This is a genomic window from Providencia sp. PROV236 (assembly GCF_033676985.1).
GTDB classification, from domain to species: Bacteria; Pseudomonadota; Gammaproteobacteria; order Enterobacterales; family Enterobacteriaceae; genus Providencia; species Providencia manganoxydans.
Genome location: NZ_CP096297.1, coordinates 1,085,958 through 1,103,654, shown reverse-complemented (window position 1 = coordinate 1,103,654; position 17,697 = coordinate 1,085,958). Strand labels below are relative to the sequence as shown.

The window sequence follows — 17,697 nt, the reverse complement described above, 5'->3', positions numbered from 1 at the left end:
GTTTTTTTTTAAAAAAAGTAGCGTAATCAAACGCTACTCTTAATCACTTAACCACTATTTTGCCTCATTGATCACCATTTGAGAAGGCGCACCTATCGATACATAATCATCCACAAATTTAAGTTCCCCTGAATTAGCATCAACACTAAAACGAGTGATATTGTCACTACGCTGATTCATGGCATAAAGATATTTACCATTTGGTGATAGCGTTAATGTTCTTGGATAATCACCGCGTGTCCATGTTTGCGTCGGTTTACTTAACGAGCCATCTTTATTGATGTTAAAGTGTGCAATGCTGTTATATAATCGGTTACCTACATATAAATGTTGACCATCTTGGCTTTCGACAATCCCTGAAATAAAATTAGTGCCTTTATAATTATCAGGTAATGATGATACTGTTGTTCCTTCCTGCAATAGGCCTTTTTGTTTATCAAATTGATATTGAGTTAAAGTTGACGCTTCTTCGTTAACTAACCAGACATGTCCATCAAGTTTAGAAAACACAAAATGGCGAGGTCCAGCGCCTTTCGAAGAAGCCATAATATATGGCGGATCATTGGCGATTAATTTGCCATTTTTTTGATCCAGCTTGTATTGATATATACGATCAAGTCCAAGATCGGTAGTGAACACATATTTACCTGAAGGATCGGTCGCTATCATGTGTGCATGCGGGCCATTATGATCGCTAATCGCAAAACTCCCTTCAACCGCAGCTTCAGGATAAGCTGCCCCCGCGGGGCCTTCATGCTGAATAATATCGCTTGCTGGCTGTAAACTACCATCATCTTGGATTGGTAATACAGACACCGCGCCGCTGTGATAGTTAGCAACTAATAGATAACGCCCATCTGGTGTTAGTGATAAATAAACTGGGCCATCGCCGCCCGAAGGTACGTTATTTAGCGCCTGCAATGAACCATCGGTATTGATTTTCCAAGCATGGATCGTGCCTTTTTCTGTCTCACTACCTGCATAAAGCACTTTACCATTATGAGAGAGTACCAATTGCGCTGCATTGGTTAATGGTGCAGCCAGCACTTTATTAGTTAATTGGCCAGTTTGATTATCCATATCAAAACGATACACTCCTTCTCCATTGGGACTATAAGTGCCAACCCATGCAAACTGCGGTGCAGCCATCAAAGAGGTACTAGCAAACATGACTGAAGCTGCCCAAATAGATAACTTTTTTGACATGATCAATTTCCTAATTAAATAGCGATGTGGAACTACTTTTTCACCGTAAAAAGTGAATATAAAATAACCATGTCAGACTAACGAAATCACTGATAACTGTGCAGGCACATTATTTCCATTTATTGATGGAAATAATTCAATAGCTAGAACTATAAATTTCCACTTAGCAGGCATTCCTTATTTACCACTGGCTTTTCAATCGATATTGAATTTTCGAGTTAGCTTGAATAAAAAATCTGGCTTTAGTGGACATTTCTTGTTTTGGGATGAGGATCGAGGTTTTGAGTAAAAAACCATCAATAATAGAAGAGTATAAACAGCCGACAGCAAATGCCGTCGGCTATCAAGATTAAATCAATGGTGGGATAGAAGGTAAAATAGGGACTTCTATCACTGTAGGCCCTTCTCGGTTAAACGCTTCTTTACATGCTGCTTTCACTTCCTCAACGGTCTCAGCCCTAACCGCTGAACAGCCATAGCCTTTCGCTAATGCGACAATATCAAGCCCCGGTATATCCAGCCCCGGTACGCCTGGAGTCTCTTCTAAAACCGCAAACGATTTTAAAATTGCATATTCACTATTTTTCGGAATAACAAAAACAATTGGCAGCTTTTGCTGCGCCGCACTCCATAAACCTTGAATTGAATACTGCATTGAGCCATCACCAATAATCGCTAGCACAGGACGATTACGACCACTGTCTTTTTCACCTAATGCAATACCAACACTTGCCGGTAAGTTCCAACCTAAAGAACCGCTCGCAAAGGTGTAGAATGAATCAGGCTGTTCAATCGGCCACTCACGATGTAACTCAGCTAAGTTAGAAGGCGATTCTTCAACTAATACTGTTTCTTTCGGTGAAACATCACGCAGTGCACGGAATAATTCTGCGGCACTTAATGTCGAAGACGTATTTACAGACTCCGCAGCTACCGGATGTGGAGCCATATTATGAGCTTGCTTAGTCACAGCTTGTGATTGTGCTGCTCTTGCTGCCACCAATTCAGTTAACCCTTCTACGGCAAGTACTGCATCACTCAATAAGCTGTCACCAACAGGTGCACGGCCAATCTCAACGGGATCATCAGTAATATGCAACAAACGCAATCCTTCAGGAATATAGCTACCCGCAACATAAGGGTAATAACGGAAAACAGGCGCACCAATCACCAATGCAAGGTCATGGCCTTCAAGTTTTTCTGAGAGTGACTTAATCGCAAATGGTAAACCACCAGCATACAACGGATGCGTTTCAGGGAAAGCAGGACGTTCCGACGCAGGTGCAGCCCATACTGGAATATTTAATTTTTCAGCCAGTTTGATCCCTGCATCCCAACCTTGTCCACGCGCAATTGCAGAACCATAAATCAATACTGGATTTTTAGCCGCTGTTAATGCATCTGCAAATTCTTTTAAACGAACAGGATCATAACCGATACGCTGAGGTATAGAACGAACCACAGCCTGTTCATCAAGCGCAGGTTTATCCCAATCATCTAATGGGATAGATAAAAATACAGGGCCTGCTGGTGGCTGTAATGCCATCGCATAGGCTCGCATAAACGCAGCGGGCACATCTTCGGCACGTGCAGGTTGATAACTCCACTTCACCCATGGCTTTGGTAAAGTTTCTGGCTCAATATTCGTTAACCATGGTTCCATAAGCAACATTTCACGCGTTTGGTTCCCCGCAGTCACGATTAATGGTGTTCTATTCATAAATGCAGTGAGAATATTACTCATTGCATTACTTAGCCCCGCCGAAGTATGGACATTAACCATTGCGACTTTACGAGTTGATTGTGCATATCCATCAGCAGCAGCAACCGCAGAAGCTTCTTGTAATGTTTGGATATAGCGAAAATCAGCCGGAAAATCTTTTAGAAAAGTTTCTTCGGTTGAACCAGGGTTACCAAAAACGGTTGTGATATCCAACTCACGTAATAAATCGAATGTCACTTGGCGGATGGTCTTTTTCATCTAAAAACTCCAATAAGCAAATAATGATTACGGCTCAATTAATGTAAATACACTAAAAACGCTGCCATGGTGGCAATGGATAATACCGTACTAAAAAAGAAGGTTGACGCCATTTCTTGCTCAGCAATTTTATATTGCATCGCTAATATTACACTGATTGTTGCTGCTGGTAATGCAATTGTCATAATAGACAGATCAGCTACTGTTCCCTTTATCGCCATCAGTAGACAAATACCGAGAGTAATAACCGGAACGATAATATTTTTTGTAATGACCGACGTCAAAATAGTCAAATTAAACGTCACTTTTTGACTATAGAGAATAATTCCTGTCGAAAATAGTGCTATTCCCCCTGTAGTGGTTCCTAATAATTTTAATGACTTTAATATATTCTCAGGGATTTCAAAATCCAAAATCAAAATAATAAAAGCCAGTACAGGCATCCAAATTATTGGCTCTTTGAGTGTATTTTTTAGATTAGAAGCTATACTTACCTTTGAATTACCACCATCTTTATTTGACGAGTAAGTGGATAACGAAAATAATGTAAATGGAACCAAAATTAAGTTAATAATTATTCCGCATAAAGAAACCGGTATCGAACTTAATTCACCATACAGAAAACCTAAAACAGGAATACCAATGAAAGGACCTGAAGGTGCAGCAACTGCCAATGCTTGTAATGCAGCGATTGGTTTACTACGGCGGAAAACAGAATGGGAAACAACGAATACAACAATGTAAGCTCCCACCATACTGATAAATAACACTAACGCCATATCACTTTGCTCTAGCAATACTGAGCGCTGAGAGATCCCCTCATAATTTCCCCAAAGCGTAACCATGTTTGAATAGATTTTGAGTAAGCAGGGTTGCAGCCACGAGTAAGTCTTCCCTTGTTATTGTGTAGCCAGAATGCCGCAAAACTTCCATGCCTAAGCGAACTGTTGAGAGTACGTTTCGATTTCTGACTGTGTTAGCCTGGAAGTGCTTGTCCCAACCTTGTTTCTGAGCATGAACGCCCGCAAGCCAACATGTTAGTTGAAGCATCAGGGCGATTAGCAGCATGATATCAAAACGCTCTGAGCTGCTCGTTCGGCTATGGCGTAGGCCTAGTCCGTAGGCAGGACTTTTCAAGTCTCGGAAGGTTTCTTCAATCTGCATTCGCTTCGAATAGATATTAACAAGTTGTTTGGGTGTTCGAATTTCAACAGGTAAGTTAGTTGCTAGAATCCATGGCTCCTTTGCCGACGCTGAGTAGATTTTAGGTGACGGGTGGTGACAATGAGTCCGTGTCGAGCGCTGATTTTTTCGGCCTTTAGAGCGAGATTTATACAATAGAATTTGGCATGAGATTGGATTGCTTTTAGTCAGCCTCTTATAGCCTAAAGTCTTTGAGTGACTAGATGACATATCATGTAAGCTGCTGATAGGTTTCCAGTTTTCCGCTCCTAGGTCTGCATATTGTACTTTTCCTCTTACTCGACTTAACCAGTACCAACCCAGCTTCTCAACGGATTTATACCATGGCACTTTAAAGCCAGCATCACTGACAATGAGCGGTGTGGTGTTACTCGGTAGAATGCTCGCAAGGTCGGCTAGAAATTGGTCATGAGCTTTCTTTGAACATTGCTCTGAAAGCGGGAACGCTTTCTCATAAAGAGTAACAGAACGACCGTGTAGTGCGACTGAAGCTCGCAATACCATAAGTCGTTTTTGCTCACGAATATCAGACCAGTCAACAAGTACAATGGGCATCGTATTGCCCGAACAGATAAAGCTAGCATGCCAACGGTATACAGCGAGTCGCTCTTTGTGGAGGTGACGATTACCTAACAATCGGTCGATTCGTTTGATGTTATGTTTTGTTCTCGCTTTGGTTGGCAGGTTACGGCCAAGTTCGGTAAGAGTGAGAGTTTTACAGTCAAGTAATGCGTGGCAAGCCAACGTTAAGCTGTTGAGTCGTTTTAAGTGTAATTCGGGGCAGAATTGGTAAAGAGAGTCGTGTAAAATATCGAGTTCGCACATCTTGTTGTCTGATTATTGATTTTTCGCGAAACCATTTGATCATATGACAAGATGTGTATCCACCTTAACTTAATGATTTTTACCAAAATCATTAGGGGATTCATCAGTACTGAGCGTTTAACACCTAGCATTCCAGAAAATAACGTTAATGGTAGTGCATACAACATAACCAAACGGTTTAAAATGGTACTTTGATCTGAATTAAAATCTTTGTGCCATGCTGCAAAATAACCTAAAGCCAATGTGACAACAATAGGTAATAATGCAGATATAATTATCTCTAACATATCATCCCCAAAAAACAGATAGTAGATAAAAGTAAAGCTCTGTTATTACCTTTTGATAATAACAAAAAGCAATAGCAAAATAAAAAACCCAAAAATATAGAAACAACTTTAATGCTATTCTTTAATTGAATAGTTTTAAAAATAAAAACATTTAAATTCAAGGCAATCTAAATTTATAATCATAAAAAGTCAGTGAAAATGCATTCAAATCAAACAATAATCAAAATAAAGTAACGAGGTTTGAATTTAATAACCGCGTTAATATTAATGTAATAAAGCTAACAACATAGAACAGTTAACAATTAAGAAACATATATTCCCTTTAATCTATTTACATTCGGTTTTATGAATATGATTCTATTTTTCCCGACCTAATTAGGTCATTGTCAAACAATCCCATAAAATAAACTTTATATAATATATTCGATACAATGCTTTTACTCACTCAATAGTTTTTGTGGGTTAAACATAAAAATAACCGATAGTAAAACAACCACTAAATAACATATCAAACCAATTATCCAAACCCAACCATCCCAGATTGCTAATGTGTGATTATAGATTAATGCAAACAACACAGGACCAATGACCCCTGTTGCATTAGTCAAGCTGACTAATAAGCCTTGTAAAGCCCCTTGTTGCTGACTATTTACCTGAACGGACATCAATCCTTGCAATGCAGGTAGTGCAATACCACCAGCCGCTAATAGGATTAAAATTGGGAATACTAACCAACCTTCAGAGATAATCGCTAATAAAGCAAAAGCACTACTATCAGCAACAAACCCAACAATTATCGCGGTTTTTTCTCCCCATATTGAGGCGATACGTCCGGCTACAAACGCCTGAAAAAGCGCATGCAAGCATCCTAGCCCAGCCAAAGAGAAACCGACCATCATACTATTCCATGCAAAACGGTTTTCAGTAAACAATACCCATACCGTTGCGGGTATCTGCCCAATTAACTGTGCTGAAAAATAAATAATTAATAAAATGGGCATACTTTTTATTAATGTTATATATACCGAATTTGATTTTTGCTTAACCGCCGTATCAATATCTGTACTCTCTGTTATCTTTCGGGTTTCACCAAACACTGACATCACGACAAAGAAAGTCACTATATTCAAAAATGCAGCAATAAAGAATGGACTATGAGCAGAAATAGAGCCAGCAAAACCACCAATAATAGGGCCTGCAATTAATCCTACACCAAAACTTGCACCTAATCGTCCAAACCATTTAACACGCTCGGAGACCGATGTAGTATCTGCGATAACGGAAGCAGCAACCGCTCCTGTAGCTCCAGTGATCCCTGAAAGTAATCGGCCTAAATACAGCATCCAAAGCGCACTAGAAAATGCCAACAATAAATAATCTAGCGATGCGCCAATTAATGACAACAACAAAATAGGTCGTCGTCCAAAACGATCCGACATCTTACCTAACCATGGTGCAAAAATAACCTGCATCAATGCATATAGCGCTAACAACACACCAAAATGATTAGCAATATTTTCAGTTGTAATAAATTCACGTAATAGTGTTGGTAAGACTGGCATTATCAATCCAATCCCCATGGCATCTAGCAACGTAATCACTAGTGCAATACTGGTTGATTTCTTCATTCCGCAATTTCTCTATCAGTGATAGGGTGGTGGTAAAATAACTCTATCGGTGATAGAGTGTCAACCATTAAATAGGAGTCGAACATGGCAAAATTAGACAAAAGCAAAGTCATTAGTAGCGCACTCGAACTACTCAATGAAGTAGGTATGGAAGGTTTAACAACACGAAAATTGGCACAAAAGCTGGGTGTCGAACAACCGACACTGTACTGGCATGTTAAAAATAAGCGGTCATTGCTTGATGCATTAGCCGTTGAAATGTTAGAACAGCACCATACGCATTTTTGCCCTTTAGAAGGGGAAAGTTGGCAAGATTTTTTGCGCAATAATGCCAAAAGCTTTAGATGTGCACTATTAAGCTATCGTGATGGCGCTAAAGTACACTTGGGAACTCGACCAACAGAGAAACAATATCAAACCATTGAAAAGCAGTTAGCATTTTTATGTCAGCAAGGCTTTTCATTAGAGCATGCATTATATGCCCTTAGTGCAATTGGCCATTTTACATTAGGTTGTGTATTAGAAGATCAAGAGCATCAAGCAGCCAAAGATCAACGTGAGAATTCAGATATCAACCTGACTCCGCCACTATTACAACAAGCTATTACATTACTAGATAAACAAGGCGCCGAACCTGCGTTCTTATTTGGGCTTGAAATGATTATTAGTGGATTAGAAAAACAGCTTAACGTTTAAAATATATTTTAAATATCACACTCACTTTTTTATAAGTGATCGTTTCTCGATAGCCTGCTCGTCGGGTTATCTTCCCTTTCAATGACGACGAATAAAAAATCACACACCGATAAATCACTAAATAAAAGCATCATAGTTTTATGTCGTACTTCACAGTTCTTTAAATTAGTGAGGCATACCGAGTAATTAGCCTCATCACATTGGCAATGTTTATTATTTATTCAACCCTGTCGTACATATATTGTGAGAGGTCTTACCTGAGCCGCATGGTAACTAGGATTATCGAGTTAAATAGAAAAATAACATTTCAACCAACTAAGTAAAACTCAACAAACACATTCCGATTAAATTATACCTCTATTAACCAAAGGTTATGGATACCCAAACAAAACTCATTGTTAAAAATTGGTTAAGCAAAGTAATTTCATTTTTCACTAATGTTAAATTGTTATGGTGAAAATCTGGTAAACTACTTGAGGTAAAATAATGACTTTAGATGCCAGTTATACATTATTAGTCGCTTGTGTCGCGCTACTGATTGGGATGTTTGTGGTCAAATTTACACCATTTCTCCAAAAAAACCACATCCCTGAAGCCGTCGTTGGGGGCTTTATTGTTGCTATTATTCTGTTAATTATTGATAAAACATCAGGCTACACATTTATATTCGACTCTTCATTACAAAGCTTATTAATGATCGCATTTTTCTCTTCGATTGGATTAAGTTCCGATTTTTCACGATTAATTAAAGGCGGAAAACCCCTTGTTTTATTAACCATCGCCGTAACTATTTTGATCGCGATTCAAAATACCGTAGGAATGGGAATGGCAGTAGTAATGAATGAAAGTCCATTCATTGGTTTAATTGCCGGTTCAGTAACTTTGACAGGTGGTCATGGTAATGCGGGTGCTTGGGGACCAATACTTGCAGATAAATATGGGGTTGAGGGTGCCGTAGAGTTAGCAATGGCTTGTGCAACACTCGGTTTGGTATTAGGCGGACTTATTGGTGGCCCAGTTGCACGCCATTTATTAAAGAAAGTCACTATTCCAAAAGCGACTGAGCAAGAGCGCGACACTATTGTTGAAGCTTTCGAACAACCGAGTGTTAAGAGAAAAATTAACGCAAATAATGTTATCGAAACCATTTCAATGCTAATTATCTGTATTGTTGTGGGCGGTTATATCAGTACCTTATTTAAAGATACTGTATTCCAATTACCGACTTTTGTATGGTGCTTATTTGTCGGTATTATTATTCGTAATACTTTGGCTCATGTATTTAAACACGAAGTCTTTGAGCCTACCGTCGATGTACTGGGTAGCGTTGCTTTATCACTGTTTTTAGCCATGGCATTAATGTCATTAAAATTTGGCCAACTCGCCAGTATGGCAGGGCCGGTACTGATAATTATCGCAGTACAAACCGTGGTTATGGTGTTATTTGCTTGCTTTGTTACCTTCAGGATGATGGGGAAAGACTACGACGCCGTCGTAATTAGTGCGGGACATTGTGGATTTGGTATGGGGGCTACACCAACAGCTATTGCTAATATGCAAACGGTGACCAAAGCATTTGCACCATCACATAAAGCCTTCCTCGTTGTTCCCATGGTTGGTGCTTTTATCGTAGATATTGCCAATAGTATTCTAATTAAAATATTTATTGAGATAGGAACCTACTTGAATTAACGCTTTTCTCTCAGTGTGTACCTCATAAACCATTGTTATGGATGATGGGGTATACACTGAGCTATTTCGTCATCAAAAATCTAAAATTAATCCGCTCCCACCTAATAAAATAAAATCATCCATATTCTAAATAATTCGACGGCAGTTAAGCGGCAAGTACATCAATCGCGGGAACCATAAAAAGATGTGACTAGCGCGAATGAAGAACACCAACAACATTGCAACTTGAAGTATGACGAGTATAAACCGTGAATATTGACCTACTTGCCTGAATATTTGTAATTTATTCGCTAGAATAGCGTTTGAGATAAAAATTTAAGGCTCATAGAATGAAATTACGACATCTTGATATTTTTTACGCGGTAATGACTTGCGGCTCATTAACTCGTGCAGCTGAGGTTTTACACATATCTCAACCCGCAGCAAGTAAGGCACTTAAACACGCAGAGCAGCAATTAGGGCTAGTATTATTTCAACGGATCCGCGGTAAATTATTACCCACAGATGAAGCGCTGTTATTGTTTGATGAAGCCAAAGAAGTATATCGAAATTTAGATCGCCTGCGAATTTTGGCTCAAAATTTATCAAAAAACCCACAAGGTAAATTAGCTATTGGTTGCTTACCAAGCCTCGGTTTAAACTTGGTGCCTGAAGTGACTGCACAATTTATTAAAAAACACCCTAATATTAAACTCACTATTGGTACTCACCATACCGTTGATATTCTGCAATTGTTAACCCAACAAGATTTGGATATTGGGATCGGCTTTAACCTTGCTATTGAAGGCGGCATTACCGTATTACCGATCGCCGAAATTCCTTTGGTTTATGTTGATACCGAAAAACACCAAGGACCCATTTCACTCGCAGATATTGATCAAGAACGCTGGATCCACCCAGGTTCAGACTCATTATCGCAATTATTACAGCGATACCATGAGTTTTCTGTCTCAAATATTAGTGTACACACCTACCATATGGCAGCAGAATTTGTTCGGGCGGGTTTGGGTTGCAGTATTACCGATATTTTCTCAGCTGAGCATACATTGCCAAAATCAATGATCTATCCGCTCAAAGAAAACCTACAGCTGGCTGTTTCTGTCTTCCATCGTGCAGACAGACCATTAACTAAAGCCGCACAAAATTATGTAAACACCTTGTCACAAACCCTCGAAAAAAGAAATAAAGGAGTTAACCAAAAGTTATACTCCAGCAATGAAAACTCAATTGTTTAGTTAACTCATTCGCCGTTAAATAATAACTCTTCCGTTATTATTAGCTGCGAATACTCTCATCACTCGAGGAACAGCTAAGCGGTAAGTAAATGAATGATTAACGCGAGTTAGCGTAATCAACAATACTGCAACTTGGAGTATGACGAGTATATAACGATGAAAAAACATGTGGTGGTCATTGGTGCAGGCGTTATCGGTCTTAGTACTGCATATGCGTTAATAAAGGCTGGTCATGCAGTCACTTTATTAGAATCAGAATCCGATGTGGGTATGCAAACCAGTTTTGCCAATGGTGGTCAACTTAGCTACCGCTATGTATCCCCTTTAGCTGATGCAGGTGTACCATTACAAGGTTTAAGTTGGATGGGAAAAAATGATTCTCCACTCAATTTAAAAATACAATTTTCACTCCAACAATGGGCTTGGCTAGCACAATTTACATTAGCCTGTAATCGAAAAACAAATAAAATTAATGGTGCTCACCAATTAAGATTATCATTATTAAGCCAGGAAATAATGAATACATGGCGCACTAATGGTGATATTGGTGATTTTGCTTGGGAAAAATCAGGTAAATTAATTATTCATCGTGACAAAAAAAGCTTTAATAAAGCCTGTGAAACGGTTGATCATCAATTTCAACAAATTTTAAATGCAGATGAAATTAGTACTCTTGAGCCTTCACTCAAAAATATTCAATCACAACTCGTCGGAGCAATTTATGCACCTGATGATGAAAGTGCGGATTGTTATTTATTCTGTAAAAACTTACTTCAATATTTATCGACACAAACTGATTTTAAATTATGTTTACAACACTCTGTCATTTCATTTATTAAACAACAAAAACGTATCACAGGAGTTGTAACCAATCAGGGAAATATTTCTGCTGATGATGTGATTGTTTGTGCTGGTAATGGTAGCCGCCAATTACTACAGCCTTTAGGCATTCATATTCCAATGTTGGGATTAAAAGGCTATAGCCTTTCTATTCCTTATCCTGAACAGCCGCATGTTGTCCCTAAAGTGAATGTGACCGACTATGGTAATAAAATTGTCTATGCAAAACTCAACCAACAGCTACGCGTCGCTGCTATGGTTGATATTGGCTATGATAAATTTGGCTTACGTAACAATCGAATTGTCGCGCTAAAAAACATTATTAAAAAAACCTTCCCTCGCTTAGAAAGCATTGATGATGCTGAAACATGGTGTGGTTTGCGCCCATCAACCCCGAAAGGCCCTCCAATGTTAGGTAAAACCGAATACAACAACCTTTGGTTAAACATTGGTCATGGTAGTTTAGGATTCACATTAGCGGCAGGCAGTGCTGTAATACTCAGCCAACTAGTCACAGGGCAACATTCACCAATATCTTTAACTGGATTAACGAGATAACTATGATGATCAAACGTAATAACCCAAAACCACGTTTAGCTGACAGTGTTGAGTATGCAGGTTTAGTCTATCTGTCTGGTCAAGTTCCTACCGATCTGACTGGCGATATCACCGCCCAAACGCAAGAGGTACTTGCTAAAATTGATACATTACTCGCCGCCAGTAGTAGTGATAAATCACGGATCCTTTCTGCTCAAGTGTGGATTAAAAATATGGAGCGTGATTTTGCAGCGTTTAACAGCGTTTGGGAAGCCTGGATGCCAGCAGAAAGTAGCCCCGCTCGCGCAGCTGTAGAAGCCAACATGGCTCGTGATCAAGTGCTTGTTGAAGTTATGGTGACCGCAGCTCAAGCTTAACTGCGTAACCTTTGGTTTAAATGATTAAGGTCGCAAATATATGTTATAAAAGCGACCTTAAATTTATCTTTCAAACATTCATGCTTGAAATATAAAAAATCTATTCTAAATAATTTATCGTACCGCTAGTCAACGAGTCACTAGCAACATAGAGCCTATAAAACGAATGCGCGTGAACTCAGTTAGCAGCACGACAACTTAAATTATAACGAATATATATTAGTTCTTATATAAACTCGCTGTCACTGAAACATTATTACCACTACCTTCAGATTCAACTGAAGTAATCACAAAATATTGCGCACCCTTTTCATCCGCTTTTTGTGAAATAGCTTCTACATAATTATTAACAACCCCTTCATTCATAACAACATTGACAGTACCTGCAAATTTTAAATCAAGGGATTTAGTATAATTAATTTCAGTAGCCGCAAATGCTAATGGGCTTAATAAAGCTAAAGATAAAACTGCTGATTTTAATTTATTCATTTTAAGAGCACCTTGAGTTATATTAGTTAATAAGATAATAGTAACCTTAGTTATTTATAAATAGTCTGTCAATAGCTTATCAGCATAGTATAAAAAATCAAACCACAGAGCAGCCCTTACTTATTAATAAACAAGGGAATATTTATTATTTCATTTTCAGTTTTAATAAGTTTAATTTTAAAGATTTTTATGCATCAATCTATTAAATCAAAATAAGGTCATCTACAAAAGATAATTTAATTAAAGATTACATTGATAAAAGAATGAAGTTAGCTGTTATATAATATTTATTATCAAAATGAGATAAGTTAGGGATTGATGATATTTTTATGTTATAGCAACTATTCATTTCCTTTTAATAATATTAAATACGTTGGGTTGGTAATTGTAATGAATTAAATACGGATTATGCTGCTAATAGTTATGCTTAGATTAAAGCAATGGCTGTAGTATAGCAGAATTAAGTACAATTAATGTGTTAACTGAAACATATACGGAATATTTATCCATTTTCCATTTAGTTCGCATGCCCCCTCATAAAAAATAAGTGAGTTAAAACCAGAAAATTACACACTAAACGACAGAGATTTCAATGTTCTCGGCAGAATGTTTCACTTTATTAGCTGAGGTTGCAATAACATCTGTGTAGCCTAACGTCCTATCATACTGCCCAACGACCTAACTTACAGCTAAGTACATTTGATTTCTGCGAAGCTGTTCCTAAATTTTAACCAAACATCTATGTTTGCTAATGAAATTCTACTGAAACGATATACAATACAGAGACTTTAAACCCTCATTAGGCGAATTCTTTGGTATTTTATCAGTACTAAGTAAAATATAATCAAACGCATCATACTCGTAGAACGCCATCACTTAATCAGTAATAATAGATAACGCTATGACAGATAAACAAAACTTCGAATCCCACACACCAATGATGCATGGGTGTGTTAATATTGATATATAACGATATTTATTAATTTTTTAATAAAACCTATAATTTGACCTACACTTAATTAATCCGTTGATTTATAGATAGTTATTATTTTCTTTAACCTAGCCTGTGCTTATACTCTAAATAATTCGAGGTGCAGCTAGGCGACAAGCAAATGAGTCGCTAGGAGCATACATAAGTATGTGACTAGTGCGAATGAACACAGTCAACAACGCTGCAACTTGAAGTATGACGAGTATAAAATGAATAGATATGATGTATCTAATAGCGAAGGAAAATTTGCTGATGATTCTGATGAAGAAGTGCTAGCTAATAAGCTAGGGCTTTCAAACGTTGATGATATCAATGATGCTGAGCTTGTCCTGTTAGAAAAACTGTATCAAGTCATTTTTGAAGAACAATTCCCCACAGAGCAAATTACCGTATCACTTATTCAGCGTTGGCACCGCCAATGGTTAGGGAATGTTTACGAGTGGGCTGGTCAATTACGTACGGTGAATATTAGCAAGGGTGGCTTTATGTTTGCCCCTGCGGGACGTGTTGCAAAGTTACTTGCTCAATTTGAGAAAGAGTTTCTAGCGAAGTACACACCCTGCACCAATATGAGCCGAGAACAAGTCATAGAAGCTATAGCAACAGTACATGTGGAACTAATTCTGATACATCCGTTTAGGGAAGGAAATGGGCGCTTATCGCGACTACTCGCTGATGTGATGGCAGTACAAGCAGGGTTTCAGCCGTTAGACTATGAAAGTTGGACTCAACACCCCGAGCAGTACATCGCAGCAATCCACGCAGGGTTAAACCTTAACTATGAACCCATGAAATATTGGGTTAACGAAGCCTTGAAAGCGAACTAAATCGCCAGTTTCAAATGCCCAAACTTCTCACGCTTTGCTTTCATTTCTTCTTCAAGGCGACGGGACTCCTGCCCTGTTTCAATCGCCGTAGAGGTTGCTACCGAGCGAATGAGTTGAGTACGAGTTGGTCTTGTTGCTTGAATTAATTCATTCTTTTTCATGGTAGTCTCACTTCAAACTGGCGATAGTTCATTTTATCATCGTTGGTTTATATGGCAACATAGATTACTTTTCTAGTTAAAAATTTTACAGCACAATGTTGTTTCATTTCAGCTTGATTTGAGTGAGGTGCGAAAATACGAAATATCAAATTAGCCATACGTTCGATATCAATGATGACCAATTCTTTCCACCACTTCGTATAAATTTTGAGTGTTTCCATACTTATTTTTTTACGTACCATCTCCTCAGATTAGAACCAAAAAATTCATTAAAATCAAATTGATAAAATTTTCAAATTAGTTAGTGGTTTTGAAAAATCTGCATGTGCATTTTTCCAGATGGCGTATTTGATAGAAAACTGATAAATTCTTTATATACAAGTAGTTAACTGTGCGTATTTTCACTGTTCTAATAAGGTAAACGCACTCATCACTAATAAACTGTTAGGCCACTTGGTACTCCATGCAAGAAATGACATATAGATTAACTGCGGACTTACGCAGGCTTTCATCTGAAAATCATGATCACTGCGTCTCCTGTGGTCATTTATTTAAAGAGGGTAATACTTCTCACTTAGGCTATAGTCAAAATGATGAGCCACTATATGTATGTGATAACTGCTGTCACAGTCTCAAAGAAACAGCTATAAGGCATTACTTTAGCCCAAGGCCATACGAAATTCCTGCCCAAGAAACAAAGCTATGGCGCTACATGGACTTCACTAAATATGTAAGCTTACTATCTTCGAAGTCTATATATTTTACTCGCACAGATTGTTTTGATGACTTGTACGAAGGAGCCAAAGGAATTAAGAAGAACAAAGAACGATGGGATTCCCATTATTTAGAATTCTTCAGACGTGCAATTATGAATCCCCCTGAAGGGTATGTATGTGAGCTTTCCAAAGAGGAAATTGAAAAAGATGCTCTGCGCTTACTAAAAGAAATGGAGATGGGGGGGAAAGCTGGCAAGAAAAGCACTTTCGTAAACTGCTGGCATGAAAGCGAACATGAATCTGAAGCTATGTGGCGCTTATACTCCAGTTTTCTTCCTAATGCGATTGCAATACGAACATCTTACAAAGGGTTGTATGAGTCACTTGGTCGTGATCCATCCATAAATATTGGGCGGGTGAAATATATTGATTTTAATCAAAACTATGCTGGCCCAAATAATGCCTTTTGGCGAAAAAGGAAATCTTTCGAGCATGAAAAAGAAGTCAGAGCACTTTTAACGGATATGAAATGCAATGAAAAAGGAAAGCTTCTCCCCTGTGATCTAGACCTACTTATTGAAGATATTTTTGTTTCACCTTATGCGCCTGAATGGTTTCTTCACTTGCTAAATGATATTAACGAAAAATTTTCAATAAAGATTAAACCCAGAAGATCTGAACTTATAGAAGAGCCGTTCTTTTGATAAAGTAAGGTCTGACAAAAGTATCGATTAATGTCTCGCTAGCTTTCGCCTATTACGTATACGTTATATTCATTAAGATCGCGTTGAGGAAACAAAAAATGATTAGTCACGGAGAATGATAAGTGGAAGCATTTATACTGCCTGCACTCCTTGTGCTGCTAAGTGCCATCTTGCGGAGCTTCATTGTTAACAAAAAAAGTACTCCTTCAGTGTTAGGGGATATCGCTTTGGGGTTACCTGTAGACTTAACCTTTGTTGCTCTCTCTGTAGCAATATCGTCAACTGCATTGATACAATATTGGCTCGATCATAGGGGAACTTTAGTCATCGAGATTTTGGTGATAGCTGTTTTTCAGCTCGGAGCGTTATATAAGCCTTGTAAAGAGTACATTGATGAAGACAGATATTGGTGCTCGTTCTGGCTCTGGGTCTTAAATATAGCTTTCACTTTCGCTGTATTCTGCTTCTTAGTTATTAAGGTGGTGAAGTAATGGCTGGTATGACCTCATTTGAATTCATAGTTTCTTTTGCTATTCTTTTGCTTGCAATGACCGCGGTAATGGCATTGATGTTTTACACAATGCAAAAGAAAAGAGAATCACGATATGACGAAGAGAAAAAGCGCATAGAGCTAGATCTTCTTCGCCATAACGTAGAATCAGAAATTTATGGACTGAATAAGCGCCTTAGTAAAACCGTATCAAGATTCGAAGATACCTATCACCTTCAACTTGATGGGAACTCTAAAAGCCCGCTCATTGAAAAATCTGAACTTAAACTAAATGATTTTCTGAAAAATGCAGGACTTAAAGAATCCGACTTACAAGAAAAAGATTTTGTTTTTGTTCTCACGCCGTTCCATAGTGAATTTGATGGTGTCTATGAAGCAATCAAAAACATATGTGATAAGGCTGATATCCGCTGCATCAGAGGTGATGAACAGAATTTTAAAGGTGATATATTCTCACATGTGCTAAAGAATATTGTGCAAGCTAAAGTGGTGGTTGCTAATCTAGGAGGTAGGAATCCCAATGTTCTATATGAGCTAGGCCTAGCGCATGCTTTAGACAAAACAACAATTCTAATATCTCAGCTACTGGACGACTTGCCCGTAGACATTAAATCCAAAAGAATCATTACTTATAAGAAATTTTCTGATTTGGATGACATTTTACCACTTGAGTTACTCAAGGTCATGAAAAAAAGGTAACAAGTCAAAACACTCGGACGAAGTAATGCTGCGTCACTATTTGAGATGTTATCCCATAAAAATTTTAATCCTAAATAAGCGAGTTAAAGTTA

General features: G+C 38.2%; 16 protein-coding genes. 8 read left to right on the top strand and 8 right to left on the bottom strand.

The window, feature by feature from the left end:
• Positions 1–54: 54 nt before the first annotated feature.
• The 6 genes from M1E96_RS04820 to tet form a co-directional block, all read right to left on the bottom strand.
• Positions 55–1,212: a lactonase family protein gene (locus M1E96_RS04820; RefSeq protein ID WP_349489791.1), complete on the bottom strand. Its 1,158-nt coding sequence runs from the start codon at positions 1,210–1,212 to the stop codon at positions 55–57.
• 343 nt (positions 1,213–1,555) lie between these two features.
• Positions 1,556–3,187, bottom strand: a complete 1,632-nt coding sequence (mdlC, locus tag M1E96_RS04815; RefSeq protein WP_070926377.1) for a benzoylformate decarboxylase — start codon at positions 3,185–3,187, stop codon at positions 1,556–1,558.
• Positions 3,188–3,225: 38 nt separating this feature from the next.
• Entirely contained in the window at positions 3,226–4,032 is an 807-nt protein-coding gene (locus M1E96_RS04810) for an AEC family transporter (protein ID WP_369427400.1), read from the bottom strand.
• The gene (locus tag M1E96_RS04805) at positions 4,007–5,215 is read right to left on the bottom strand and encodes an IS4-like element ISVsa5 family transposase (RefSeq protein WP_369426974.1); all 1,209 of its coding nucleotides are present in this window, start codon (positions 5,213–5,215) and stop codon (positions 4,007–4,009) included. The genes M1E96_RS04810 and M1E96_RS04805 overlap by 26 nt, the downstream gene beginning before the upstream one ends.
• A complete protein-coding gene (locus tag M1E96_RS04800; protein WP_369427399.1) occupies positions 5,155–5,502 on the bottom strand; it encodes an AEC family transporter in 348 nt (115 codons plus the stop codon). Before M1E96_RS04800 ends, M1E96_RS04805 begins: the two co-directional genes overlap by 61 nt.
• A 437-nt stretch (positions 5,503–5,939) precedes the next feature.
• The gene (gene tet, locus M1E96_RS04795) at positions 5,940–7,130 is read right to left on the bottom strand and encodes a Tet(A)/Tet(B)/Tet(C) family tetracycline efflux MFS transporter (protein WP_070926379.1); all 1,191 of its coding nucleotides are present in this window, start codon (positions 7,128–7,130) and stop codon (positions 5,940–5,942) included.
• A gap of 84 nt (positions 7,131–7,214) precedes the next feature.
• Between tet and tetR the strand changes: the two genes are divergently transcribed.
• From tetR to M1E96_RS04770, 5 genes are all read left to right on the top strand, one after another.
• Entirely contained in the window at positions 7,215–7,826 is a 612-nt protein-coding gene (gene tetR, locus M1E96_RS04790; protein ID WP_070926381.1) for a tetracycline resistance transcriptional repressor TetR, read from the top strand.
• A 486-nt stretch (positions 7,827–8,312) separates the two neighbouring features.
• The gene (gene gltS, locus M1E96_RS04785) at positions 8,313–9,518 is read left to right on the top strand and encodes a sodium/glutamate symporter (RefSeq protein ID WP_272580277.1); all 1,206 of its coding nucleotides are present in this window, start codon (positions 8,313–8,315) and stop codon (positions 9,516–9,518) included.
• 329 nt (positions 9,519–9,847) lie between these two features.
• The gene (locus M1E96_RS04780) at positions 9,848–10,753 is read left to right on the top strand and encodes a LysR family transcriptional regulator (protein WP_140181447.1); all 906 of its coding nucleotides are present in this window, start codon (positions 9,848–9,850) and stop codon (positions 10,751–10,753) included.
• Between the two features lie 156 nt (positions 10,754–10,909).
• Positions 10,910–12,151: a D-amino acid dehydrogenase gene (locus tag M1E96_RS04775; protein WP_140181445.1), complete on the top strand. Its 1,242-nt coding sequence runs from the start codon at positions 10,910–10,912 to the stop codon at positions 12,149–12,151.
• Between the two features lie 2 nt (positions 12,152–12,153).
• Positions 12,154–12,507, top strand: coding sequence for a RidA family protein (locus M1E96_RS04770; RefSeq protein ID WP_272580278.1), 354 nt, complete (start codon positions 12,154–12,156; stop codon positions 12,505–12,507).
• Between the two features lie 219 nt (positions 12,508–12,726).
• On the opposite strand, the gene M1E96_RS04765 is transcribed toward M1E96_RS04770, so the two are convergent.
• Entirely contained in the window at positions 12,727–12,996 is a 270-nt protein-coding gene (locus tag M1E96_RS04765) for a DUF1471 domain-containing protein (protein ID WP_140181443.1), read from the bottom strand.
• Positions 12,997–14,196: 1,200 nt separating this feature from the next.
• Here M1E96_RS04765 and M1E96_RS04760 point away from each other — a divergent pair.
• Positions 14,197–14,814 carry a Fic/DOC family protein gene (locus M1E96_RS04760; RefSeq protein ID WP_369427398.1) on the top strand — a complete coding sequence of 206 codons (618 nt, stop codon included), beginning with the start codon at positions 14,197–14,199 and terminating at the stop codon, positions 14,812–14,814.
• Here M1E96_RS04760 and M1E96_RS04755 read toward each other — a convergent pair.
• Positions 14,811–14,975, bottom strand: a complete 165-nt coding sequence (locus tag M1E96_RS04755) for a hypothetical protein (RefSeq protein ID WP_006536548.1) — start codon at positions 14,973–14,975, stop codon at positions 14,811–14,813. The genes M1E96_RS04760 and M1E96_RS04755 overlap by 4 nt on opposite strands.
• A 463-nt stretch (positions 14,976–15,438) precedes the next feature.
• Between M1E96_RS04755 and M1E96_RS04750 the strand changes: the two genes are divergently transcribed.
• Both M1E96_RS04750 and M1E96_RS04745 read left to right on the top strand, forming a co-directional pair.
• On the top strand, positions 15,439–16,395 hold the full coding sequence (locus tag M1E96_RS04750; protein WP_369427397.1) for a hypothetical protein: 957 nt from the start codon (positions 15,439–15,441) through the stop codon (positions 16,393–16,395).
• Between the two features lie 490 nt (positions 16,396–16,885).
• Positions 16,886–17,605 (top strand): hypothetical protein, encoded by a 720-nt coding sequence (locus M1E96_RS04745; protein WP_369427396.1) that lies wholly within the window; start codon positions 16,886–16,888, stop codon positions 17,603–17,605.
• Positions 17,606–17,697 lie beyond the last annotated feature (92 nt).